The organism is Cyanobium sp. Cruz-8D1 (assembly GCF_024345975.1).
GTDB lineage: Bacteria > Cyanobacteriota > Cyanobacteriia > PCC-6307 > Cyanobiaceae > Cyanobium.
This window is the reverse complement of the sequence record NZ_JAGQCD010000016.1, coordinates 55,334-76,922: the sequence shown is the minus strand read 5'-3', so window position 1 is coordinate 76,922 and position 21,589 is coordinate 55,334. Positions and strand designations below refer to the sequence as shown.

Annotated in this window: 20 protein-coding genes and 1 pseudogene; 9 read left to right on the top strand and 12 right to left on the bottom strand. The window is 65.2% G+C overall.

What is annotated here, in order from left to right:
• Window positions 1-166: 166 nt before the first annotated feature.
• From KBZ33_RS11400 to ahcY, 4 genes and pseudogenes are all read right to left on the bottom strand, one after another.
• Window positions 167-664, bottom strand: coding sequence for a helix-turn-helix domain-containing protein (locus KBZ33_RS11400; RefSeq protein ID WP_254953040.1), 498 nt, complete (start codon window positions 662-664; stop codon window positions 167-169).
• A 190-nt stretch (window positions 665-854) separates the two neighbouring features.
• Window positions 855-1,889 (bottom strand): annotated as a pseudogene (locus KBZ33_RS11395) (IS5 family transposase).
• 142 nt (window positions 1,890-2,031) lie between these two features.
• Entirely contained in the window at window positions 2,032-3,510 is a 1,479-nt protein-coding gene (locus tag KBZ33_RS11390; RefSeq protein ID WP_254953042.1) for a hypothetical protein, read from the bottom strand.
• Window positions 3,511-3,587: 77 nt separating this feature from the next.
• Entirely contained in the window at window positions 3,588-5,030 is a 1,443-nt protein-coding gene (gene ahcY / locus KBZ33_RS11385; RefSeq protein ID WP_254953043.1) for an adenosylhomocysteinase, read from the bottom strand.
• A 91-nt stretch (window positions 5,031-5,121) separates the two neighbouring features.
• Here ahcY and tsaE point away from each other — a divergent pair, with 91 nt between their 5' ends.
• On the top strand, window positions 5,122-5,640 hold the full coding sequence (gene tsaE / locus KBZ33_RS11380; RefSeq protein WP_254953047.1) for a tRNA (adenosine(37)-N6)-threonylcarbamoyltransferase complex ATPase subunit type 1 TsaE: 519 nt from the start codon (window positions 5,122-5,124) through the stop codon (window positions 5,638-5,640).
• Here the strand turns inward: tsaE and mutT are convergent.
• The 4 genes from mutT to mgtE form a co-directional block, all read right to left on the bottom strand.
• Window positions 5,603-6,742, bottom strand: a complete 1,140-nt coding sequence (gene mutT, locus KBZ33_RS11375) for an 8-oxo-dGTP diphosphatase MutT (RefSeq protein WP_254953048.1) — start codon at window positions 6,740-6,742, stop codon at window positions 5,603-5,605. The genes tsaE and mutT overlap by 38 nt on opposite strands.
• 8 nt (window positions 6,743-6,750) lie before the next feature.
• Window positions 6,751-7,509 (bottom strand): 2OG-Fe(II) oxygenase family protein, encoded by a 759-nt coding sequence (locus KBZ33_RS11370; protein ID WP_254953049.1) that lies wholly within the window; start codon window positions 7,507-7,509, stop codon window positions 6,751-6,753.
• 45 nt (window positions 7,510-7,554) lie between these two features.
• Window positions 7,555-8,589 (bottom strand): RpoD/SigA family RNA polymerase sigma factor, encoded by a 1,035-nt coding sequence (locus tag KBZ33_RS11365; protein WP_315859190.1) that lies wholly within the window; start codon window positions 8,587-8,589, stop codon window positions 7,555-7,557.
• Window positions 8,590-8,666: 77 nt separating this feature from the next.
• Complete coding sequence (gene mgtE / locus KBZ33_RS11360) at window positions 8,667-10,043, bottom strand: magnesium transporter (RefSeq protein ID WP_254953050.1); 1,377 nt, start codon at window positions 10,041-10,043, stop codon at window positions 8,667-8,669.
• Between the two features lie 79 nt (window positions 10,044-10,122).
• On the opposite strand from mgtE, the gene KBZ33_RS11355 reads away from it, so the two are divergent.
• Window positions 10,123-10,602 (top strand): glutathione peroxidase, encoded by a 480-nt coding sequence (locus tag KBZ33_RS11355; RefSeq protein ID WP_254953051.1) that lies wholly within the window; start codon window positions 10,123-10,125, stop codon window positions 10,600-10,602.
• Window positions 10,603-10,639: 37 nt separating this feature from the next.
• Complete coding sequence (locus tag KBZ33_RS11350) at window positions 10,640-11,209, top strand: cation:proton antiporter (protein WP_254953052.1); 570 nt, start codon at window positions 10,640-10,642, stop codon at window positions 11,207-11,209.
• Window positions 11,210-11,248: 39 nt separating this feature from the next.
• Here the strand turns inward: KBZ33_RS11350 and KBZ33_RS11345 are convergent, their stop codons facing one another.
• Window positions 11,249-11,584, bottom strand: a complete 336-nt coding sequence (locus tag KBZ33_RS11345) for an SH3 domain-containing protein (RefSeq protein ID WP_254953054.1) — start codon at window positions 11,582-11,584, stop codon at window positions 11,249-11,251.
• Window positions 11,584-13,542, bottom strand: a complete 1,959-nt coding sequence (gyrB, locus tag KBZ33_RS11340) for a DNA topoisomerase (ATP-hydrolyzing) subunit B (protein ID WP_254953055.1) — start codon at window positions 13,540-13,542, stop codon at window positions 11,584-11,586. Before gyrB ends, KBZ33_RS11345 begins: the two co-directional genes overlap by 1 nt.
• 250 nt (window positions 13,543-13,792) lie before the next feature.
• Between gyrB and miaA the strand changes: the two genes are divergently transcribed.
• Together miaA and infC are read left to right on the top strand one after the other, a co-directional pair.
• Window positions 13,793-14,740, top strand: coding sequence for a tRNA (adenosine(37)-N6)-dimethylallyltransferase MiaA (gene miaA, locus KBZ33_RS11335; protein WP_254953056.1), 948 nt, complete (start codon window positions 13,793-13,795; stop codon window positions 14,738-14,740).
• 20 nt (window positions 14,741-14,760) lie between these two features.
• On the top strand, window positions 14,761-15,342 hold the full coding sequence (gene infC, locus KBZ33_RS11330) for a translation initiation factor IF-3 (RefSeq protein ID WP_261362394.1): 582 nt from the start codon (window positions 14,761-14,763) through the stop codon (window positions 15,340-15,342).
• A gap of 8 nt (window positions 15,343-15,350) precedes the next feature.
• Here infC and KBZ33_RS11325 read toward each other — a convergent pair whose 3' ends face one another.
• Entirely contained in the window at window positions 15,351-16,154 is an 804-nt protein-coding gene (locus tag KBZ33_RS11325; RefSeq protein WP_254953057.1) for a dienelactone hydrolase family protein, read from the bottom strand.
• A 102-nt stretch (window positions 16,155-16,256) separates the two neighbouring features.
• On the opposite strand from KBZ33_RS11325, the gene KBZ33_RS11320 reads away from it, so the two are divergent.
• Genes KBZ33_RS11320 through cysE form a run of 4 tightly spaced genes read left to right on the top strand, consistent with a single transcriptional unit; the run spans window position 16,257 to window position 18,786 of the window.
• Window positions 16,257-17,246: a GntR family transcriptional regulator gene (locus KBZ33_RS11320; protein ID WP_254953058.1), complete on the top strand. Its 990-nt coding sequence runs from the start codon at window positions 16,257-16,259 to the stop codon at window positions 17,244-17,246.
• A gap of 59 nt (window positions 17,247-17,305) precedes the next feature.
• A complete protein-coding gene (locus KBZ33_RS11315; protein ID WP_255011775.1) occupies window positions 17,306-17,569 on the top strand; it encodes a type II toxin-antitoxin system VapB family antitoxin in 264 nt (87 codons plus the stop codon).
• A complete protein-coding gene (locus tag KBZ33_RS11310; protein ID WP_254953060.1) occupies window positions 17,570-17,980 on the top strand; it encodes a type II toxin-antitoxin system VapC family toxin in 411 nt (136 codons plus the stop codon).
• Between the two features lie 11 nt (window positions 17,981-17,991).
• Window positions 17,992-18,786 (top strand): serine O-acetyltransferase, encoded by a 795-nt coding sequence (gene cysE, locus KBZ33_RS11305; protein ID WP_254953061.1) that lies wholly within the window; start codon window positions 17,992-17,994, stop codon window positions 18,784-18,786.
• On the opposite strand, the gene secA is transcribed toward cysE, so the two are convergent.
• A complete protein-coding gene (secA, locus tag KBZ33_RS11300) occupies window positions 18,746-21,580 on the bottom strand; it encodes a preprotein translocase subunit SecA (protein WP_254953063.1) in 2,835 nt (944 codons plus the stop codon). The genes cysE and secA overlap by 41 nt on opposite strands.
• Between the last annotated feature and the right edge of the window lie 9 nt (window positions 21,581-21,589).

The window sequence follows — 21,589 nt, the reverse complement described above, 5'->3', positions numbered from 1 at the left end:
CGATTCGCTTGCGCTCATCTTCCCATCACTCACCTGACGGATCACGTCCGCCTTTTCCCCATCGCTCACCACCGCGCCTTTTGAACGCAGCAGCATGGGGTGGTTTGGAGCCTGCCCCTGCAGGCCGGCTCCGGGAGGCCACACTCCCATCCTCGATGTAGTTGCGTCAGTGTTCATGATGAACGTTTGACTCGTGGCACAAGTAGCCGAAGGCTTCTCCGAAGGAGTGGGCCTCCCACTTTTTTCGCAGCACCAGCAAGGCCGCCATCTCCGCCATGGCCTTCTCCTTACGCTGCAGCTCCTTCTTGAGAGCCTTGATCTCCCGCTGGTCCTGGGCGCGGAGCTTCTCGAGCTCCTTCTGCTCTTTCAAGGTCAGCACTGGCTTTTGATTGGCATCCTGGGCTGCCTGCCGCCAGCGGCTCACCTGCTCAGGGAAGAGCCCCCGCTCGCGGCAGTAGGCGCTGAGCTCGGTGGCGTTCAACCCGGCCGTCTCCAGCACCACCGTGAACTTGTCGGCAGCGCTCCAGCCTTCTGGTTCCTTCTCGGATGCCGGCACCACCTCTCCCTGCAACCGCCAGGCCTTCCTCCATTTGTAGAGGGTGATCACGTGGATGCCCAGCTCTTCTGAAATCCGGGCCACGCTCTGCCTGTGCGGCGGGCTCATTCGCCTCCTCACATCAGCCTTGACGGCCTCGCTGTAACGACGCATTGGTCACGTCCTCAAGCCCCCGGGTGTACGGATGAGAGGGGTGACATCTTTCCTGAACCCGGGGGCCGAAGAGGCGGCAGAGCAGGAGAATCTTATCTCAACTATTGGCGAGATCGTATGAACAATGGGTCCCTCTCCAGGAGATTCATGAAACAGTTGCTATATGGGTAGAGCGCTGGATATAACGAAGGAAGTTGAAGGTCAGATTCTTGAGGCCCCACCAGGCTTCATTCCTTTCTAGCCCAATCTTTCTCGTCAGCTTTCCACCCATGGACATAGTCATGCAGCCGAAGACATGCTCCACACAAGCTCTGATTGACGACTTGATCCGATTCAGTTCCATGGCTGCGTCGCTGAGAGGATGATTGCGAGCACCTTTTTCATGGATCAGGCTTTCGAAGCCACCGAGGTTCAGAAGATCCTCAAAGCATTTACCTGAATACGCCGAGTCTGCCCAGACATAGTCATGCTCGTTTTCTGGATCCAGCAAGCGTGGAAGCATCTGACTGTCGTGGATATTGGCGGGAGTAACAGCATATCGGCGGATGAATCCATGGTCGACATCGATGCAGATGCTGTTCTTGTAACCGAAGTAACTGATGCTGTTCTTTGTTGTCCAGCGCGCATCTAAATCCTTCTGCTGCAAGCGATCTGGATTGTCATCCCAGCCCTCCGGCAGCCTCCCGGCATTGATTTCATTGTTCTCCTCGCGGGTATTGCGTTGCTTGGGAACCGGGACGAGAGTCGCATCGATGATCTGGCCACCGCGGGCTTGGAGGCCCTGGGAGCGGAGGTATGCCTCAAACCTCTCGAAGAGCTCCTCGATAACTTCCGCCTTGCGCAGTCGTTCTCTGAAGAAGGCGACAGTGGTGGCATCTGGAATGCTGTTCATCACACCAAGCCCGACAAACTCCTCAAAGGAGCGCCTGTCATTCACCTGGAATTCAAGCTATTCATCGCTGAGGTTGAAAAGCTGCTGGAGAACGAGCATCTTGAAAAGGATCAGCGGATCAATCCGTTTGCGTCCTGCGTTGCTCTTCCGCTCGTGGGGGTAGCCCTTCTCAAGCAGTGGGCGGAATGATTCCCAGGGGATTGAATCAGCCAGGCTCTTGAGAACCGGCTTTTTTCCCTGGAGCTTTGTGACTCTTTGCTGCTCGTCCCAGAAGCCTCTCTGACCCACAGTTGTCGTGAAGACTGCTCAACCGATCATAATCGGAATTATGCCTCAATCAAGTGTCTTGTTGATTTTTCGAGGTGCCCTAGGATCGCATGGATACAATAGCTCGACCATGAAACCGCACCTCGCATGAAATAAACGTTGCTCAGCGCTGATTAAAGCGTAGATAGCACGACATAGAGGCTTGAATATCACCTGTAGTTCGGGTCTCAGACGTGGAGATAAGCCCATTCCATTTCCTTCTGTAGTCACTACATTCTTTTAGAGAGGGCAAACCACGATAGACATCTGGAGAAAGAATACCGCGTGCACTGATCCACTCACCGGTTCGAGCCCAGTAATAAGTAGGCTGTAGAAATGATGTGAATAAAGTGATCCATAGACCAGCCACGACAATCCAACGCATCAATAGACGCAATGACGTGGCTTCACCACTGACAGCAACTAGTGAAGGCACGAATAGAGAGATCATATAGTACCGAAGTTCCATTGATTGAGGCAGAACCATGAACAGAAAACTAGTAATCAGCAGTCTACGTCTCAATATCAATGATGGCGTCAACTGTAGATGGACTCCGCTCTTTGAGCCATAAACGGACAACATGGCACCAAGGGAAAGGAGTAGGAAAAGAAAACCGTTAGAACCGCCGGTGACAATCCACGGATAATCCGGATGAACTGGCTGATACTCCGGCTTGGGCAGATTATGATTATGCCAGCTTCTGTTAAACGACAAACCAGCCTTAGAGCGAATGATGGGATCAATCTCATAAGCAGAGACCACGTAAGACGCGGCATTAGTCAAAATAGGAATTCTAGGTACGTACTGAATTGGAGACGCATGGCGCTGCTCCGTGCCGCTAAGCCCAAGAACACTGACTGGGTAAAATGGGTTCCCGAATCGGGCAATATTCTGTAGTGGTTGGGCGAAGATAAGAGCGATCAGAATCGCCGCAAGAAGCATAGGTCGCCTTTGGGGAGACAAACCTTGACCTCCAAAAGAGGCGCCATCCTGCCAACGGAAGAAAGTCGCAGCGGCCAATACCACCATAGCCATAAATAGCCCTTGAAACTTGACATTGGCAGCCAGAGCAAGACAGAGCAATGCAAGGAGATCCCACCATCCAATCCACAGGGTCTTTCTATGATCACCATCGCGTCCAGATGCTGACTGAAACAAGACAAGAGAAGCAGATAAAATCAAGGTATTGACAAAGAAATCCTGCAAAGAGGAACGAAAACCATAAATTGCCACTGGAAAGGTGAGGCAGCAGCAGACGATAAGAGACCTGGAAAGGCCTAAAAATCTTCGGGAGCAATAGACAAGCAGGCTCAGCGCAAAAAGATTCGGAACGATAAACAATCGGGGATGATTCCAGACCAAGCCAGGTCCAAGCAAGACGCGCCAGAGCGAGGGAAAGCCTTGGTAGCGTCCTTCGGTAACATTTGCAAAATCAGGCGCTCCTGGAAGATGTAGAAACCTTGCCGAGAACGGCAAATGATACATCAAAGAATCTGCTGGAAATGCATCGAAGAGCAGCAGAGAAAAAAGCAGAGCCAGGATCGCCGCCGGCAACGGATGCAGCAGCAGATCAAGGAGGCGACGAACACCAGCGAAGTTCATGCTTCGGCGAGCAGGAAAACAAAACAAAAAAGGCTGAGCCATAAGCCCAGCCAAAACTTACTTCAGAGCCGAATCAATCAGTAGCGGTAGTGGTCGAGCTTGTAGGGGCCTTCGACGGGGACGGCGATGTAGGCCGCCTGCTCGGCGGTGAGCTCGGTGAGCCGGGCGCCGATCCGCTCGAGGTGCAGACGGGCCACCATCTCGTCGAGGTGCTTGGGCAGCACGTAAACCTCCTTGCCGTAGGTGTCGCCCTTGCTGAACAGCTCGATCTGGGCCAGCACCTGGTTGGTGAACGAGTTGCTCATCACGAAGCTGGGGTGGCCGGTGCCACAGCCCAGGTTCACCAGCCGGCCTTCGGCCAGCAGGATGATCCGGTTGCCGCTGGGCAGGATCACATGATCGACCTGGGGCTTGATGTTCTCCCAGGCGTACTGCTTGAGGGACGCCACATCGATCTCGTTGTCGAAGTGGCCGATGTTGCACACGATCGCCTGGTTCTTCATGGCGAGCAGGTGCTCGTGGCGGATCACCTGGTAGTTCCCCGTAGCGGTCACGAAGATGTCCACATCCGCCACCACATCCTCGAGGCGCACGACGCGATAGCCCTCCATGGCGGCCTGCAGGGCGCAGATCGGATCGATCTCGGCGATCATCACCGTGGCGCCGAGGCCGCGCAGGGACTGGGCCGAACCCTTGCCCACATCGCCGTAGCCCAGCACCAGGGCCACCTTGCCGGCCACCATCACATCGGTGGCGCGCTTGATGCTGTCGACCAGCGATTCACGGCAGCCGTAGAGGTTGTCGAACTTGCTCTTGGTGACCGAATCGTTGACGTTGATGGCCGGGAACGGCAGTTCGCCGCTCTTCTGCATTTGGTACAGACGGGCCACGCCGGTGGTGGTCTCCTCGGTGACGCCCTGGATGTTGGCGTAGATGCGGGAGTAGAAGGCGGGCTGCACCGCCAGCCGCTGGCGGATGGAGTGGAACAGGGCCACCTCCTCCTCACTGGAGGGGTTGTCGAGCACCGACAGATCCTTCTCGGCCTTGGTGCCAAGCACCACCAAACCGGTGGCATCGCCACCGTCGTCGAGGATCATGTTGGGGGTGCCGCCATCGCCCCACTCGAGGATGCGGTGGGTGAAGGCCCAGTACTCATCCAGCGTTTCGCCCTTGTAGGCAAACACCGGGATACCGGCGGCGGCGATGGCGGCGGCGGCGTGGTCCTGGGTGGAGAAGATGTTGCAGGAGGCCCAGCGCACCTCGGCACCGAGGGCCACCAGGGTCTCGATCAGGACAGCGGTCTGGATCGTCATGTGGAGGCTGCCGGCGATCCGGGCCCCCTTGAGGGGCTGCTCGGCGCCATGCTTCTCGCGCAGGGCCATCAGGCCGGGCATTTCGGTTTCGGCGATCGCCAGTTCCTTGCGGCCCCAGTCGGCCAGGCCGAGATCGGCGATCACGTAGGAACTGGTGGCCTGAACGCCAGCAAACGCAGCCTCAGGGCTGGAAGGTGTTGCCACCATGAAGAAAAAGCTCCCGGACGGGAGGACGAAACAATGGAAATATCTGCAGAGACGCCGAGGCTTCGGGCTCGCTGGGAGGCAATCTACAAGGGTGGAACCGAATGACGCGATCGAGGTGTGCCAACTGGCGGACCCCTCCGCCACCGACGCCCTGGGGCGGCGACTGGCGTCGCAGCTGATCGCTGCTGGTGCCGGTGGCGGCGCCCTGCTGCTGTTGCGGGGGGAGCTGGGGGCCGGCAAGACGGCGCTGGTGCAGGGGCTGGCCGCTGGACTGGGCATCGTCGAACCGATCACCAGCCCGACCTTCGCCCTGGCCCAGCACTACGACACCGACGCCGGAGCTGACGCGGGCGCCGCGGCCCTGGTGCACCTGGATCTCTACCGGCTGGAGCAGGGCGCCGCGGCCGATGAACTGTTCGCCCAGGAGGAGGAGGAGGCCCGCCGTATCGGCGCCGTGATGGCCGTGGAGTGGCCCGAGCGGCTCAGCTTCCGGCCGCAGGGGGCCTGGGAGGTGGACCTGAGCCACCCTGAAGATGGTGAGGGCCGGCTGGCCCGGATCACACCACCAGGCTTCACTCCGCCGCGATCCTTGCCTGCAGCGCCGCGATGATGCGGGCGTTGGCGGCCGGAAAGGGGTAACCGGCGAGCTCCTGCGGCGCCACCCAGCGCACCTGCTGGGAGGCCAGCGGCTGCGGCTCCCCCGCCAGCCAGCGGCAGAGGTGCACCACAAAGCGCAGCCGCTTGTGGCTGTAGGCGTGCTCCAGGGTGATCAGCTCCTCCCCCACCGTCACCTCGATGGCCAGCTCCTCGCGCAGCTCCCGCTGGATCGTCGCTTCGATCGCTTCGCCCGGCTCCTGTTTGCCGCCCGGAAACTCCCACAGGCCGCCCAGCAGGCCCTCCTGCAGCCGCTGGTCGATCAGCACCCTCCCCTCGCCGTCCTGCACCACCCCCACCCCGATCACCTGGAAAGGGATGGGGGTGGGGGTGTCCTTCACGGGGAAACGGCCGGGATCGCCGGCAGCGTAGGCAGCGCAGCGTTCGCGCCAGGGGCAGGCGCCACAGCTGGGCTGGCGGGGGGTGCAGACGCCGGCGCCCAGGTCCATCAGGGCCTGGTTGAAGGCCCGGGGCCGCTGGGGGTCGAGGACGGTGTCGCTCAGCCGCCAGAAGTGGGCCAGCTGCCGCTTTGGCGGGACCGGATGGGCCACCAACCGGGCCAGCACCCGCTGGACGTTGCCATCGAGAATCGGATGGGCCAGATCGAAGGCCGAGGACAGGATGCTGGCGGCGGTGCTGCGGCCAAGGCCCGGCAGGGCCATCCAGCCCTCGAGCGTGCGCGGCCAGGGATCGCCACCAGCGGCTGGGGCCAGGTACACCGCGACGAGCTGCTTCGCCCCCGCGTGCAGGCGGCGGGCCCGGGCGTAGTAGCCGAGGCCCTGCCAAAGCATCAGCACGTCGTGCTCGCTGGCGGCGGCAAGGGTTCTGAGGTCGGGGAACGCCGCCATCCAGCGCTGCCAGTAGGGCAGCACCACGACCAGCTGGGTCTGCTGCAGCATCACTTCCGCCACCCACACGCCGAAGGGATCGAGGGGCTCACCGGGCCCGGGGCGCGATCCGTCGGGACGGAGCTTCCAGGGGATGGCATGACGTCCATGGGTCTCCCACCAATCCAGCAGGGAGTACCGAAGCGGCTCCAGCGGACCCGGATCCAGCACGTCGCGCCTTAAACGAATCCCCCCGGCCGGGGCCGGGTGCTGGAGAGAGACACATTCCCCTGAGCTAAACCCTGGGCGGCCACAGGCGAGGGGGCCGGCCGTGGCGGCGGCTGGGGCACGGCCACCACGTTGAAGGCGATTGACCAGCGCTCGCCATCGCCGCGGAAGGGGGGCACCGAGTGGGGCTGCCAGGCCGGAAAGACGTAGAAATCCCCAGGCACCGGCAGCACGTAGTGGGCCATGCCGGTGCGGAAGCTCTGGATGTGCCATTCCTCCGGCCCATGGAAGCAGAGCTGGCCGTCGAAACGCTCCGCATTGATCTGGGGCGGCACCTGCAGGAACAGCACCCCTGAGAAGCTGCCGCCATGGGTGTGGGTGGGGTTGTAGTCGCCGGCGCGCTGGGCATTGAGCCACAGGTCGATCATCTGCAGGCCATAGCGGCCCGGCGTCCAGGGACCCCGGCCCTGGGGCGGCTGCTGGTCAATCACATGGCGGATCCAGCGCTCACAGGCCGGCAGGATCACCGAGCGGCAAAGCTCGGCGGCGGCGGGATGGTCAGGGCCGAGCTCCCGCTGCTGGGACAGCTGTCCTGCCAGCTTCACCGATGCATCGGGGCTGCGTTCGGGCTGGGCGAGCACGGCGCGGGCCATGGCCTGCAAATCGGCCAATTGAGCTGAAGGCAACTGGCCCTGCAGCAGGTAGCGGGGGAAGAGGCTGACCACCTCCATCGTGGGCTCTTCCGAGGCTGCCGAAGGATTGCCGGCCATGGAAGCGGGGGTGGGTGCTGGGCTCAAGCCTCGCAAACGGCGGAATCAGATGACCACATAGGCCTGGACGGCGTCGCTGAGGCGGCGCAGACCGGCCAGCCCGTCCCGCTCCAGGTTGCGCACCCGGTCGCGGCTGATGCCCAGAATGCGGCCAATGCCGGTGAGGCTCATCGGCTCTTCGCCGTCGATGCCGTAGCGCATCTTCAGCACCCGGCCCTGCAGCTCCGGCAGCTGCTCGAGCAGGGCCCGCAGGTCCCCCTTGAGGCACTCGCCGTCCACCAGGTCGGCCGGCAGCAGGTCGTCCCCGGCCAGCAGATCCAGCAGCTCGGTGTCCTCGCCATCGCCCACTTTGGTTTCCAGGCTCACCGGCTGGCGGGCCCGGCAGAGCAGGTCTTTCACCTCGTCTTCGGGGAGTTCCACCGCCAGCGCCAGTTCGCTCAGGGTGGGGGTGCGGCCCAGCTCCTGGCTCAGTTCGCGTTGGCCCTTCTTGAGCTTGTTGAGCGTTTCGGTGATGTGGATCGGCAGCCGGATCGTGCGGCTCTTCTCGGCGATGGCGCGGGTGATGCCCTGGCGGATCCACCAGTAGGCGTAGGTGGAGAACTTGTAGCCGCGGGTGGGGTCGAACTTCTCGACACCCCGCACCAGGCCGATCGTGCCCTCCTGGATCAGGTCGAGCAGCTCCATGTTCCGCTTGGTGTACTTCTTGGCGACGCTCACCACCAGGCGCAGGTTGGCCGCCACCATCCGCTCCTTGGCGCGGCGGCCGGCGTGCAGACGCTTGCGCAGCACCTCGGGCCGCAGGCCCACCGCCACCGCCAGCTCCTGCTGGCTGGGATCGGTACCACCGGAGCGCATCTTGAGCTCCTCGCGCGCCTCCTCGAGGGCCATCAGCTCCTGCACCTGCCGGCCCAGGGTGATCTCCTGCTCATGGCTCAGCAGCGGCACCCGGCCGATGTCGCGCAGGTAGGAGCGGACCAGATCACCATCCACGGGCGGCATGGAACGGCCCGGGGAGGGGCGAACCACGGACTGAACAGCGGCGGGAGTCGACGGTTGAGCAACGGCGAGGGCGACGACCATGGAGCTGATCCATAACTGTCTGTAAAGCGTAACATAAAGAAGTGTGAACTCCTCTCACAAACCGCCAATCCCTGCGGTCAGCCGGTGCCCAGCCGCGGCAGCAGCAGCTGGGCCGTCTTGAGATAGATGAAAACGCCCGCCACGTCCGTGGCCGTGGTGATGAACGGGGCCGACATCAGGGCCGGATCGAGCCCGAGGCGGGCGAACAGCAGCGGCAGGGCCGCGCCGGCGGTAGCGGCCAGGGTGGTGATCGCCACCAGGCTGATGCCGGCTGAGGTGGCCACCAGGGCGCTGCCGCCCATCGTCCAGGCCCAGGGCACGACCACCACCGCCAGCAAGCCGCCCAGCAACGCTCCGGCGACCAGCTCCCGGCCGATGGTGCGCCAGGGACCCAGGGACTGGAGCCGCTGGGTGCTCAGGCCCCGGATGACCACGGTGGAGCTCTGGGCCCCCACGTTGCCGCCGGTGCCGATCAGCAGCGGAATGAAGGCCGCCAGCAGCACCACCTGCTTCAGCACCAGCTGTTCGGAGGCGATCACGGCCGAGGTGCCGGTGTTCGCCACCAGCAGCACCAGCAGCCACACCACCCGGCGACGCGCCACGGTGAACAGGTTGCTGCGGAAGTAGTCGTCCTCGTCGCCGGCCTGCACGGCGCCGGCGGCGTAGAGGTCGCGGGTGGCCTCCTGCTGGATGACGTCGATGACGTCGTCGACGGTGACGATGCCCACCAGCCGCTGTTCCCGATCCACCACCGGCACCGCCAGGAAGTCGTAGCGCTGGATCACCCTGGCCACCTCCTCCTGGTCGGTGTCGGTGGCGACGCTCATCACCTCCCGCGTCATCACATCCCCCAGCCGGTCCTCCGGATCCGCCGTCACCAGATCCCGCAGCGAGAGCATGCCGCTGAGGTGGCGCGAGGCATCGGTGACATACAGGCTGTAGATGGTCTCCGTGTCCCGGGCGCGGCGGCGGACGATCTCGAGGGCCTGCTGGGCGCTGTGGAATTCCTTCAGGTCGATGAATTCGGTCGTCATCAGACGGCCGGCTGTTTCGGCCTCGTAGCCCAGCATCTGGGCCGTGACCCGCCGCTCCGCCGGACTGAGCTCCGCCAGCAGACGCCGCACCACCTTGGCCGGCAGTTCATCGAACAGCCGCACCCGGTCGTCCGGGGACATCTCCTCCACCAGCTCCAGCACCTCACCGGAGCGCAGCCGCTCCAGCAGGCTCTGCTGCACCGAGCCATCGAGGTACTCGTAGACCTCAATGGCCTCGTTCTTGGGCAGCAGCCGGAAGGCGAGCGCCTGCAGCGTGCGCGGCAAGGTGCCGATCGCCTCGGCGGAATCCACCGGCTGCACGGGTTGCAGCAACAGCTTGGCGCCGTCGTAATTGCCCGCCTGCAGCAAACCCTCCAGCTGGCGGGCCACCACCTCGGCGACGGCGGAGGCCTCAGCCATCGCTCCTCACAGGGCCGGTGAGTACGAGTGTATGGGCAGAGCCGCTAGGGTCCGCCTCGAACACTGCTTGCTGGTACCCATGGCCCTGAACGTGAGCGACGTGGTGGTGCGCACCGCCAGCGGTGAGGAGCGCCGGCTCGGCGCGTGGGCCGGGACGGTGTTGCTGGTGGTCAACGTGGCCAGCCGCTGCGGCTTCACGCGCCAGTACGCCGGCCTGCAGAAACTGCAGGAGACCTACGCGCCCCAGGGCTTCACGGTGCTCGGCTTCCCCTGCAACGACTTCGGCGCCCAGGAGCCGGGAACGCTGGAAGAGATCCAGCAGTTCTGCTCCAGCACCTACGGAGCCGACTTTCCCCTGTTCGACAAGGTGCACGCCACCGGCTCCAAGACGGCGCCCTACGACACCCTCACCCAGGCCGAACCGGCGGGCGACGTGGCCTGGAACTTCGAGAAGTTCCTGATCGGCAAGGACGGCAGCGTGCTGGCCCGCTATAAGAGCGCCGTCGAACCCGACGGGGCTGAACTGGTGGCCGCGATCGAGACGGCCCTGGCGGCCTGAGCAGCGCCAGACTGCCTCCAGCGCAACAGCGCTCGTGATGGGCTGGCTGGGATTCGCCGAGCTGGTGATCCTCGGATTGCTGGCCGATGGCCTGTTCCGCAGGCTCGGGGTGCCCGGCCTGATCGGAATGTTGCTGGTGGGCGTGATCCTGGGGGTGGTGATCCTGGAATGGCGCCAGGATCTGGCCCACCCGATCGCCGCCAAGCTGGCTTCGATCTGGGTGTTCGCCGAACTGGTGCTGTTCGTGCTTGTGGGGGCCCAGCTCAACCTGGCGGTGGCCTGGCGCAGCGGCCTGGCCGGCCTGGCGGTGCTGGCCCTGGGGCTGCTGGCCCGCTCGATCGGCACCCTGGCCTGCCTGCACGGCCGCCCCGTCAGCGCCGGTGAGCGCCTGTTCGTGGTGGTGGCCTACACCCCCAAAGCCACGGTGCAGGCGGCGATCGGCGCCATGCCCCTGATGACGATGCAGGCGGCGGGACTGCCCAGCGGCGCTGGCGAGGTGATCCTGGCGGTGGCGGTGCTCAGCTGCGTGACCACCGAGCCAGCCGGCGCCTGGCTGAGCGCCTGGGTGGCGGATCGGGTGCTGAAGCCTGAACCGGCTGACGCGTGAGTTGTTGTTTGGTCGGATCGCCACCCACAGGGGCCTGGCTCAGCCCGCCAACCAGCCGCGGCTGGCCCGCCCGGCTGCGGTGGACGCTTCCACCTGGAGCCAACGGCGGCCACCGGGCTCCATCCATTCCCGCAACACCCGCAACGGAGCCCCCGTTTCCAGCCGCACCAGCACCGGGGCCTGGCAGCGGGGAGAGCAGTGGAGCCCAAGGCTGCCGTTGCTGAGCAGGGGCTCGGCCTGGCGCTCGCGGCGCCGGACTTCCGGCAAGCGACGCTCGCCGCCGCCGGCGGGCAGGGCTGCCGGGGCCAGCAGGGCAAATCCCAGCAGGGCGGCCCAGCGCCAGCCCGGCAACGGCATCGGATGGCGTGGGGTCATCAGATGTCGAGCTGGGCGAAATCCAGCTCAGCGCTGTGGGCTTCGATGAATTCCCGCCGAGGAGCCACCTTGTCGCCCATCAGGATCGTGAAGATACGATCGGCCTCGAGGGCATCTTCGATTTCCACCCGCTTCATCATGCGGGTCTCCGGATCCATGGTGGTTTCCCAGAGCTGCTTGGGCATCATTTCGCCCAGGCCCTTGAAGCGCTGGATGTTGTAGTTGGCCTTCTCCCCGAAACCGGAAAGCACCTTCTTGAGCTCGTTTTCGTTGTAGCAGTAGTTGTGGTTCTTGCCGCGCTCCACCTTGTAGAGCGGCGGGCAGGCAATGTAGATGTAGCCGCCTTCCACCAGGGCCTTCTGATAGCGGTAGAAGAAGGTGAGCAGCAGGGTGCGGATGTGGGCACCGTCCACGTCCGCATCGGTCATGATGACAATGCGGTGGTAGCGAAGGTTCTTCTCCTCGAAGTCCTCCCCCTTGATGCCTAACCCGAGGGCCGTGATCAGGGCCTGGATCTCGGTGTTCTTGTAGATCTTGGCGTCGTCGGTCTTCTCGATGTTGAGGATCTTGCCGCGCAGGGGCAGAATCGCCTGGAAGCGACGGTCACGGCCCTGCTTGGCGGAGCCACCGGCCGAATCCCCCTCGACGATGTAGATCTCCGATTCGCTCGGGTCACGGGAGCTGCAGTCGGCCAGCTTGCCGGGCAGGGTGGAACTCTCCAGCACCGACTTACGCCTGACCAGCTCCCGCGCCCGGCGGGCGGCTTCAGCGGCATTGAAGGCCTGGATCGCCTTCTCCAGGATCAGGTCGATCACCTGGGGGTTGAACTCCAGGTATTCCCCCAGGGACTCACCCACCGTCGTATCGACGATGCCGCGCACCTCGGTGTTGCCCAGCTTGGTCTTGGTCTGGCCTTCGAATTCCGGCTCCGGCACTTTCACCGACAGCACGGCCGTCAGACCTTCGCGGATGTTCTCACCGGCCAGGTTGGAATCGGCGTCCTTGCGCTTGCCGCGCTTCTTGGCGAAGGTGTTGAGGGTGCGGGTGAGCACCGTCTTGAGGCCCTCGATGTGGGTGCCGCCATCCACGGTGCGGATGTTGTTGGCGAAGCCCAGGATGCTGTCGGAATAGGCATCGACGCACCACTGCAGGGCCGCCTCCACTTGGACGCCGTCCTTGGTGGCATTCACATAGATGATCTCCGCATGCAAAGGATCCTTCTCCGCATTCATGTAAGCGACGTACTCCTTGATGCCGCCTTCGTAGTGATAGACCTCCTCGTGGGCGTCGCCGGCGGCATTGGTGGCCGCAGACCGCTCATCGCGGAAGACGATGCGGACCCCGCCGTTGAGGTAGGCGAGCTCGCGCAGACGGGCCGAGAGCGTGTGGTAATCGAACTCGATGCCGCCGCTGAAAATCTCCAGGTCGGGGAGGAAGCGCACCGCGGTGCCAGTGCCGGCATCGGGGGCGTCCTCGGAGGCAAGGGTGCCGATGGGCAGGCCGCGCTCGAAGCGCTGGCGGTGGACCTGGCCCTGGCGGTGGACGGTGACCTCGACCCACTCGCTGAGGGCGTTGACCACCGAGATGCCAACGCCGTGCAGACCACCGGAGACCTTGTAACCGCCGCTGCCGAACTTGCCACCGGCGTGGAGCACGGTGAGCACCGTCTCCAGGGCGCTACGGCCGGTGCGGGGGTGGATGTCGGTGGGGATGCCGCGGCCGTTATCGGTGACGCTGGCGGAGCCATCCGCGTGCAGGGTGACCACGATCGCGTCGCAGTGGCCGGCCAGGGCCTCGTCCACTGAGTTGTCGACCACCTCGTAGACGAGATGGTGCAGACCCCGGGGGCCGGTGGTGCCGATGTACATGCCCGGCCGTTTGCGCACCGGCTCCAGGCCTTCCAGCACCTGAATCTGCTCGGCGCCGTAGGCCGCTTCGACTTTGATGGCGTCGCTCATTCAGTAAGGGGCTCCCCAGGGGGCTGACAAGGGCGGCGAATCCCAGGGGCGGTGGGGCGGCAATGGGGCGAAGCGGCTCCGAAAGGACGCTGCGCAAGGGTCAATCTACCATCGCCGTCCCGGAGGGGCGCAGAGGCGCCTCTGGGAACCGATTTGTGCGAGGGGTGCAATCACCCCACGATCCCGCCTCCGGCAGGATGGCCCGATCTTTCCTGCCGCGCCCGGCCTGCGGCCGCCGCTCCCGACCCCCGTGGCGTCCCCCCCTGGAGCCGAAACCGGTGCCGATCTGCCCCTGGTGATCGCCCTGCTCGGCCCGACGGCCAGCGGCAAGACCGCCCTGGCGATCGAGCTGGCTGAGGCCCTCGATCTGGCCGTGCTGTCGGTGGACTCCCGCCAGATGTACCGCCACATGAACGTGGGCACCGCCAAGCCCACCCCCGAGCAACGGGCCCGGGTGCGCCACGAACTGCTGGATCTGAGCGACCCCGACCAGCCGCTCACCCTGCAGGAGTTCACGGCCCTGGCGGGCGCCGCCATCGCGGCGGAACACCGGCGCCGGGGCGTGGCCCTTCTGGTGGGGGGCAGTGGGCTGTATCTGAAGGCCCTGCTGGCGGGCCTGCAGCCACCGGCGGTGCCGCCCCAGCCGGCCCTGCGGGCCCAGTTCACCGCCCTGGGCCAGGCCGTCTGCCACCGGTTGCTGCTACAGAGCGATCCACGGGCCGCAGGGCGGATCGCCCCGGCCGACGCGGTGCGCACCATCCGGGCCCTGGAGGTGCTCTATGCCACCGGGCGGCCCCTGTCGGCCCAGCAGAGCCAGTGCCCTCCCCCCTGGCGGGTGCTGGAGCTGGGCCTGGATCCGGACGACCTGGCCCAGCGCATCGGGCGCCGCACGGCCGCCCTCTACGGCGGCGGGCTGGTGCAGGAAACGGCCCAGCTGATCGATCGCTTCGGCGCCGACTGCCCGCTGCTGGAGACGATCGGCTATGGCGAAGCCGCCCGGCTGCTGCGGGGCGAGCTGAACCGGGATGCGGCCATCGCCCTGACGGAACGGCGCACCCGGCAATACGCCAAACGCCAGCGCACCTGGTTCCGGGGCCAGCACCAGCCGCTCTGGCTGACGGATCCGGCCACCGAAGCGGCTTCGGAGGCGGATGTGCTTCAGCGGGCGGTGGCGGCGGCCATGGGCGGTTTAGGGTGAACAGCTAACCGCCCCTGTGAATGCCTCCCCGTCCCCGTTTTGATCGCCGTGCTCCCGTGCGGGAGCTGCCCAACATCAACGACCGCATCAGCTACCCCAACCTGCGTGTGGTGGATGCGGACGGCAGTCAACTGGGAGTCATCACCAGAGAGGCGGCCCTCGAGGTCGCCCGCGACCGCGAGCTGGATCTGGTCCTGGTGAGCGAGAAGGCCGATCCGCCGGTCTGCCGGATCATGGATTACGGCAAATACAAGTTTGAGCAGGAGAAAAAGGCCAAGGAGGCCAAGAAGAAGTCGCACCAGACCGAGGTCAAGGAGGTGAAGATGCGCTACAAGATCGATCTGCACGACTACCAGGTGCGCATCGGTCAGGCGGTCCGCTTCCTCAAGTCCGGCGACAAGGTGAAGTGCACCGTGATCTTCCGGGGCCGGGAGATCCAGCACACGGCCCTGGCCGAACAGCTGCTGTATCGCATGGCCAAGGATCTCGAAGAGAACGCCGAGATCCAGCAGCCCCCCAAGCGGGAAGGCCGCAACATGATCATGTTCCTGAGCCCGCGCAAACAGGCGGCTGGCAAAACGGCAGCCGCCGCAGCCGGCTGATCCAGCCCTCAGGCTTGCCCCTGGCTCTCTGGTGCCCCCAGCACCTGAACGAAGGCCTCAAGCAGCAGTGACCAACCCTGCTCCGCGGCCTCGGGGCGATGATCGGGCCGGGACGAGCACATGAAGCCGTGGCCTCCTTCCAGCAGCACCAGCCGGTGGGGCGGTGCCTGGACGTCGGCCAGGGCACGGGCGGCGTTGGCCGCGCCGAGGGCCGTTTCGATCGCCGCCACGTCGGCCGGGGGGATGAGGGGATCGCCATCGCCGCAGACGCACAGCAGCGTGCCACCGATCGACGGCACCAGCTCCAGGCTGGCGGGACCGCCGCCGGGTCGGCCCGTGGCCACACCGGCTCCGTAGAAATCCACCGTGACAACCACTTGGGGCAAGGTGGCCGCCAGCAGGGCGACGTGGCCGCCGAAACAGAAGCCCACACAGCCCAGGCCGGCGGCCGACGCGGGCAGCTGCTGCTGCAGCCAATCGGCGGCGAGACCCACATCGGCCAGCAGCTGGTCGGTGCGGGTGCGCTCCTTGTGGCTGCGGCCCAGGGCCAGGTCGCCTGGGCCATAACCCAGCTCCAGTTCAGGGGCCGTGCGGGCATAGAGGGGCACCGCCAGGGCCGCATAGCCCGCCTCGGCCAGCCGCTGGCTGACGCTGCGGATCCAGCCGTTGAGGCCAAACACCTCCGGCAGCACCAGCACGCCGCCCCGGGGCGGTGTGCCGACGGGCCTGGCCCACCAGCAACGCAGCGGAACCTGGTCCGGCCGCCGGGGCTCGAGCGGCAACCAGGAGGCGGAGGTATCGGAGTGGGACAAACCGGCACAAGGCAACCGGCACATGGTCGTATGACAACGAGGGAATTGTCACGGGGCCCAAAGCTCCTTAGGGTGGCGACCAGACCCCCTGGCCACACTGGCGTGCGTTTTCACATTCAGCAGGAGAGCGACATCCCGGCGTCGACCCAGCTGTACAACCAGATCTGCTTCGCCATCGCCGCCCGGCACTACCCGCCGGGCCACCGATTGCCGAGCACACGCCAGCTGGCCATGCAGACCGGCCTGCACCGCAACACGATCAGCAAGGTCTACCGCCAGCTCGAAACCGACGGCGTGGTGGAGGCCATGGCCGGCTCCGGGATCTATGTGCGCGATCAGCAGAACCCGCGCGAGATCAAGCCGCCGCCGGGGCTGCGCAGCAAGGCGCTGCCGGACATCGACCGGGAGGTGCGCCAGAGCGTTGATGGGCTGCTGAATGCCGGCTGCACCCTGCAGCAGGCCCGCGAATTGCTCACCCGCGAGATCGACTGGCGGCTGCGCTGCGGCGCCCGGGTGCTGGTGAGCACCTCCCGCGAGGACATCGGCGCCTCGATCCTGATCGCCGAGGAACTCAGACCCAGCCTGGAGGTGCCGGTGGAGGTGGTGCCGATCGAAGAGCTCGAATCGGTGCTGGAAACCTCCAGCAAGGGCACGGTGGTCACCAGCCGCTACTTCCTGCAGGAGGTGGAGCAGATCGCCAAAGTGCATGGGGTGCGGGCCGTGCCCGTCGACCTCAACGACTTCGGCCACGAACTGGGCATGCTCAAGGAGCTGCGTCCCGGCAGTTGCGTGGGCCTGGTGAGCATCAGCCCGGGGATCCTGCGGGCCGCCGAAGTGATCCTGCACAGCATGCGGGGCAACGAACTGCTGGTGATGACGGCCAATCCCGACACCAGCAGCCGCCTGCTGGCGTTGCTGCGGGCCTCCAGCCACGTGATCTGCGACAAGCCCAGCCTGCCCCTGGTGGAGCAGACCCTGCGCCAGAACCGCGCCCAGCTGATGCGCCTGCCGATGGTGCACTGTGCCCAGAGCTACCTTGGCGCCGCCACCATTGACCAGTTGCGCAAGGAGATCGGACTCCTCGCAGCCTGAGGGCGAGCCGAGGCTGGCGGGTAGAATAGCTGAGGTTTCTACCATGCAGGCCCATGGGCATGAACATCAAGGACCCCAGGGTCCATGCCATGGCCAAGGACCTGGCCGCGCGCCGGGGCACCAGCGTGACGGAGGCCGTTCGCCAGGCCCTGGAGGCGGAGCTCACCAGAACAACGGCGCCCGGGCCTGACAACGTTCGCTCCACCAGACTGGAAGCCATCCGTCAGATCCAGGCACGCTTCTCGGAGCTGCCCATCAAGGATCCGCGTTCCTCCCGCGACCTGCAGAACAGCCTCTATGACGACCGTGGCCTGCCGATCTGAATGACCCCATCCCCCATGGTCATCGACACCTCAGCCTTTCTGGCGGTTCTGTTCAAGGAAGAGGAGGCCGAGGCTCTGTCCGTGCTGATGGCGGAGGCCCCGATGCTGCTGATGTCAGCGGCAACGAAGCTGGAAGCCTCCCTGGTGGCCGAAGGAAGCCGCTTCGGCGCCTCCAGCGAGGCCGTCGACTCCCTCTGCCAGGCCCTGGACATTAAGGTGCTGCCCTTTGATCAGAGCCATCTGCTGTGGGCGCTCAGGGGCTGGCGCGAGTTCGGCAAGGGGCACCAGGCTGGCCTGAATCTGGGCGATTGCTTCAGCTACGGACTGGCCAGGGCCCTGAACATGCCGCTGCTCTGCAAGGGGGATGACTTCACAAGCACCGACGTGCGCTCCCCCGAACCGGGCACCTGAAGGATCCCACCATGCTCGATGCACTCAGGGCCGACCTGGCCATCATCCGGCAGCGGGATCCGGCGGCCAGGGGCACCCTGGAGATCCTGCTCTGCTACCCGGGCTTCCACGCCCTGGAGCTGCACCGCCTCAGCCACCGCCTGTGGCGGCTGGGGCTGCCCCTGCTGCCGCGGATGCTGAGCCAACTGGGGCGCCTGCTCACCGGGGTGGAGATCCACCCCGGGGCCAGGATCGGCCGCGGGGTGTTCATCGACCACGGCATGGGCGTGGTGATCGGCGAGACCAGCGTCATCGGCGACAACTGCCTCCTCTACCAGGGGGTGACGCTCGGCGGCACGGGCAAGGAGCACGGCAAGCGTCACCCCACCTTGATGGACAACGTCGTGGTGGGGGCGGGAGCGAAGGTGCTGGGGGCCATCACCGTGGGCATCAACACCCGCATCGGTGCCGGTTCAGTGCTGCTGCGCAACGTGGGGGCCGACAGCACCGTGGTGGGCATTCCCGGCCGGGTGATCCACCAGGCGGGGGCTCGCATCGATCCCCTGGCCCACTCCGCCCTGCCGGATGCGGAGGCATCGGTGATCCGCAACCTGATGGAGCGGATCGACAGCCTCGAGAACGACGTCAACCGGCTGCAGGCCTGCCTGAAGGAAGTGGCCGCCGGCAGGCCGCTGCAGGAGCCCTGCAGTGGCAACGCCCAGAACCTGCGCGATCGGGAGATCCTGGAATTCCTGGGCGAAACCGCGAATGGGGAGGAGACCCCCCTCAGGCCGTCACCGCCTGCGGCACCTGGGGCTGGAACATGAACATCGAGTAGATCACGTTGCGGCGCATCTGGGTCATCATCTCCAGGAACATGTCGTACCCCTCGTTCTTGTATTCGATCAGGGGATCTTTCTGGCCATACCCCCGCAGGCCCACCGACTCCCGCAGGGCTTCCATGGCCTGCAGATGTTCACGCCAGAGGGTGTCGATCTGCTGGAGGATGAAGAAGCGCTCCGCTTCCCGCATCAGGCCGGGGCGCATCTGTTCGATCTGGCCCTCCTTGATGTCATAGGCATTGCGCATCTGCTCCTGCAGGAAAGCCTTGAGTTCCTCCATCGAGAGACCACCCACCTGGTCGGGGGAGAGATCCTCCAGCAGGTAGATGAACTCCTTGACCTTCTCCACCAGACGGGTGAGATCCCACTCCTCAGGCGGCAGATCAGGATTCACATAGGCCTCGACGATGTCGTCGATGGTGCGCTCGCCATAGCCGATCACCTGCTGCTTGAGCTCCCGGCCCTCCAGCACCCGACGTCGCTCGGTGTACACCGCCTTGCGCTGGTTGTTCATCACCTCGTCATACTCGAACACCTGCTTGCGCATGTCGTAGTAGTACGTCTCCACCTTCTTCTGGGCCCCCTCAAGGGAGCGCGTCAGCATGCCCGATTCGATTGGCATGTCCTCCTCCACCCGGAAGGCGTTCATCAGGCCCGCCACCCGGTCGCCACCGAAGATGCGCAGCAGGTTGTCTTCAAGGGAGAGGAAGAAGCGGGTGCTGCCCGGGTCGCCCTGGCGGCCGGCCCGACCCCGCAGCTGGTTGTCGACACGGCGCGACTCGTGGCGCTCAGTGCCGATCACATGCAGGCCTCCGGCGCTGCGGACCTGGCCCTCCTCCTGCTTGACCACCCCGTCGTACTCGCCGCGCACCTGGGCGATCAGCTCCCGCAAGCGCTGGATCTGGGGATCGTCGGTGGGGGCCTTCTCCGCCGCCTGGGCGATGCGGTCCTCGAGTTCGAGCACGGTCAGGGTGCGATCACCCCAGGCCGCCACCAGCTCACGGGAGAGGCTGGCGAGGGCCGTCTCGGTGTCAGCGGAGAGGCTGCAGGGATAGAGGTTGCCGATGGCCCGCGCCTCGCTGGCCGGTCTGGAGCTCGGCGCCACGGCGCCACCGAAGCCGGCCGGCGCTTCGGTGGAACGCTGCAGGGGCACAGGGGGACGGTGGCCCTCCTCGGGGCGCACCAGCCGGGGCAGCAGCACCTCCCGCAGCTTGAGGCGGGCCATGTAGTCGCTGTTGCCGCCCAGGATGATGTCGGTGCCCCGGCCGGCCATGTTGGTGGCGATAGTGACGGCGCCGGCCCGGCCCGCCTGGGCGACGATCTCGGCCTCCCGCTCGACGTTCTCCGGTTTGGCGTTGAGCAGGTTGTGGGGGATCGCCTGCTCCTGCAGCAGGGTCGAGAGCAGCTCCGACTTCTCCACGCTCGTGGTGCCCACCAGCACCGGACGGCCGGACTGGTGCACTTGGGCGGTCTCGGCGGCCACGGCCTGCCATTTCGCCGTTTCGGTCTTGTAGACCTGATCCGGCCAGTCGGCGCGGGAACGTTTCCGGTTGGTGGGCACCACGGCCACCTCCAGCTTGTAGGTCTTCTCGAACTCCACTTCCTCGGTCTTGGCGGTGCCGGTCATGCCGGCCAGCCGGGGGTAGAGCAGGAAGAAGTTCTGGTAGGTGATGCTGGCCAGGGTCTGGGTCTCGGGCTGGATCGGGAGGGCTTCCTTCGCCTCGATCGCCTGGTGCAGGCCGTCGCTCCAGCGGCGACCGGGCATCACCCGTCCGGTGAACTCGTCGACGATCACCGCGTCGGCGTCGCGCACGATGTAGTTGACGTCCTTGACGAACAGCTCCTTGGCCTTGAGGGCGTTGTTGATGAAGTGGGCCCAGGGGTCCTGGGGGTTGAAGAGGTCCAGGACGCCGAGCAGCTGCTCCGCCTTCTGGTAGCCCTCGTCGGTGAGGGTGACGTTGCGCTGTTTCTCGTCGACTTCGTAGTCGCCCTCGGGATCGATGCCGTCCTTGCCCATCTCGGCGGCACGCACGAGCTCGCCGGCGATCCGAGCCGCCTGCATGTACTTTTCCTGGGGCCGCTCGATCTGCCCAGAGATGATCAGGGGGGTGCGGGCCTCGTCGACGAGGATCGAATCCACCTCGTCGATGATGCAGTACTGAAATTCGCGCTGCACCACCTCAGCGATGTCGCTCGCCATGTTGTCGCGCAGGTAATCGAAGCCCAGTTCGGAGTTGGTGGCGTAGGTGATGTCGCAGGCGTAGTTGCGGCGCCGCTCTGGGGGGCTCATGTCCTGCTGGATCAGGCCAACGCTCAGCCCCAGGAAGCGGTGGATCTGGCCCATCCACTCGGCATCGCGGCGGGCGAGGTAGTCGTTCACCGTCACCACGTGGACCCCACGGCCTGTGAGGGCATTGAGGTAGGCCGGCAGGGTGGCCACCAGGGTCTTGCCCTCGCCGGTCTTCATCTCGGCGATCTGGGCGTTGTGCAGCACCATGCCGCCGATCAGCTGCACATCGAAGTGGCGCATGCCCAGCACCCGCTTGCCCGCCTCCCGCACCACCGCAAAGGCCTGGGGCAGCAGTTCGTCGAGCAGGGCCTTGCGCCGCGCGGCCGTCTCGGGCTTCTCCAGCTTCTGGCGGAACTCGGCCGTCAGACCCCGCAGCTCCTCGTCGCTGAGGGGCTCGATCTCCTCTTCCAGCAGGTTGATGTCGGACACCAGCGGCTGGTAGCGCTTCAGCTTGCGGGCATTGGGATCACCCAGCAGCAGCTTGAGCATGGAGAAAGC

Coding starts and splice junctions, on each gene's coding strand:
- mgtE (WP_254953050.1), bottom strand. CDS start 10,043: ATGGCTGAGGCCTCCGCCGTCGCCGAGGTGGTGGCCCGCCAGCTGGAG.
- KBZ33_RS11310 (WP_254953060.1), top strand. CDS start 17,570: ATGACCCCATCCCCCATGGTCATCGACACCTCAGCCTTTCTGGCGGTT.
- infC (WP_261362394.1), top strand. CDS start 14,761: ATGCCTCCCCGTCCCCGTTTTGATCGCCGTGCTCCCGTGCGGGAGCTG.
- KBZ33_RS11350 (WP_254953052.1), top strand. CDS start 10,640: ATGGGCTGGCTGGGATTCGCCGAGCTGGTGATCCTCGGATTGCTGGCC.
- KBZ33_RS11315 (WP_255011775.1), top strand. CDS start 17,306: ATGAACATCAAGGACCCCAGGGTCCATGCCATGGCCAAGGACCTGGCC.
- ahcY (WP_254953043.1), bottom strand. CDS start 5,030: ATGGTGGCAACACCTTCCAGCCCTGAGGCTGCGTTTGCTGGCGTTCAG.
- cysE (WP_254953061.1), top strand. CDS start 17,992: ATGCTCGATGCACTCAGGGCCGACCTGGCCATCATCCGGCAGCGGGAT.
- KBZ33_RS11355 (WP_254953051.1), top strand. CDS start 10,123: ATGGCCCTGAACGTGAGCGACGTGGTGGTGCGCACCGCCAGCGGTGAG.
- KBZ33_RS11390 (WP_254953042.1), bottom strand. CDS start 3,510: ATGAACTTCGCTGGTGTTCGTCGCCTCCTTGATCTGCTGCTGCATCCG.
- gyrB (WP_254953055.1), bottom strand. CDS start 13,542: ATGAGCGACGCCATCAAAGTCGAAGCGGCCTACGGCGCCGAGCAGATT.
- secA (WP_254953063.1), bottom strand. CDS start 21,580: ATGCTCAAGCTGCTGCTGGGTGATCCCAATGCCCGCAAGCTGAAGCGC.
- KBZ33_RS11400 (WP_254953040.1), bottom strand. CDS start 664: ATGAGCCCGCCGCACAGGCAGAGCGTGGCCCGGATTTCAGAAGAGCTG.
- KBZ33_RS11345 (WP_254953054.1), bottom strand. CDS start 11,584: ATGACCCCACGCCATCCGATGCCGTTGCCGGGCTGGCGCTGGGCCGCC.
- KBZ33_RS11365 (WP_315859190.1), bottom strand. CDS start 8,589: ATGGTCGTCGCCCTCGCCGTTGCTCAACCGTCGACTCCCGCCGCTGTT.
- KBZ33_RS11370 (WP_254953049.1), bottom strand. CDS start 7,509: ATGGCCGGCAATCCTTCGGCAGCCTCGGAAGAGCCCACGATGGAGGTG.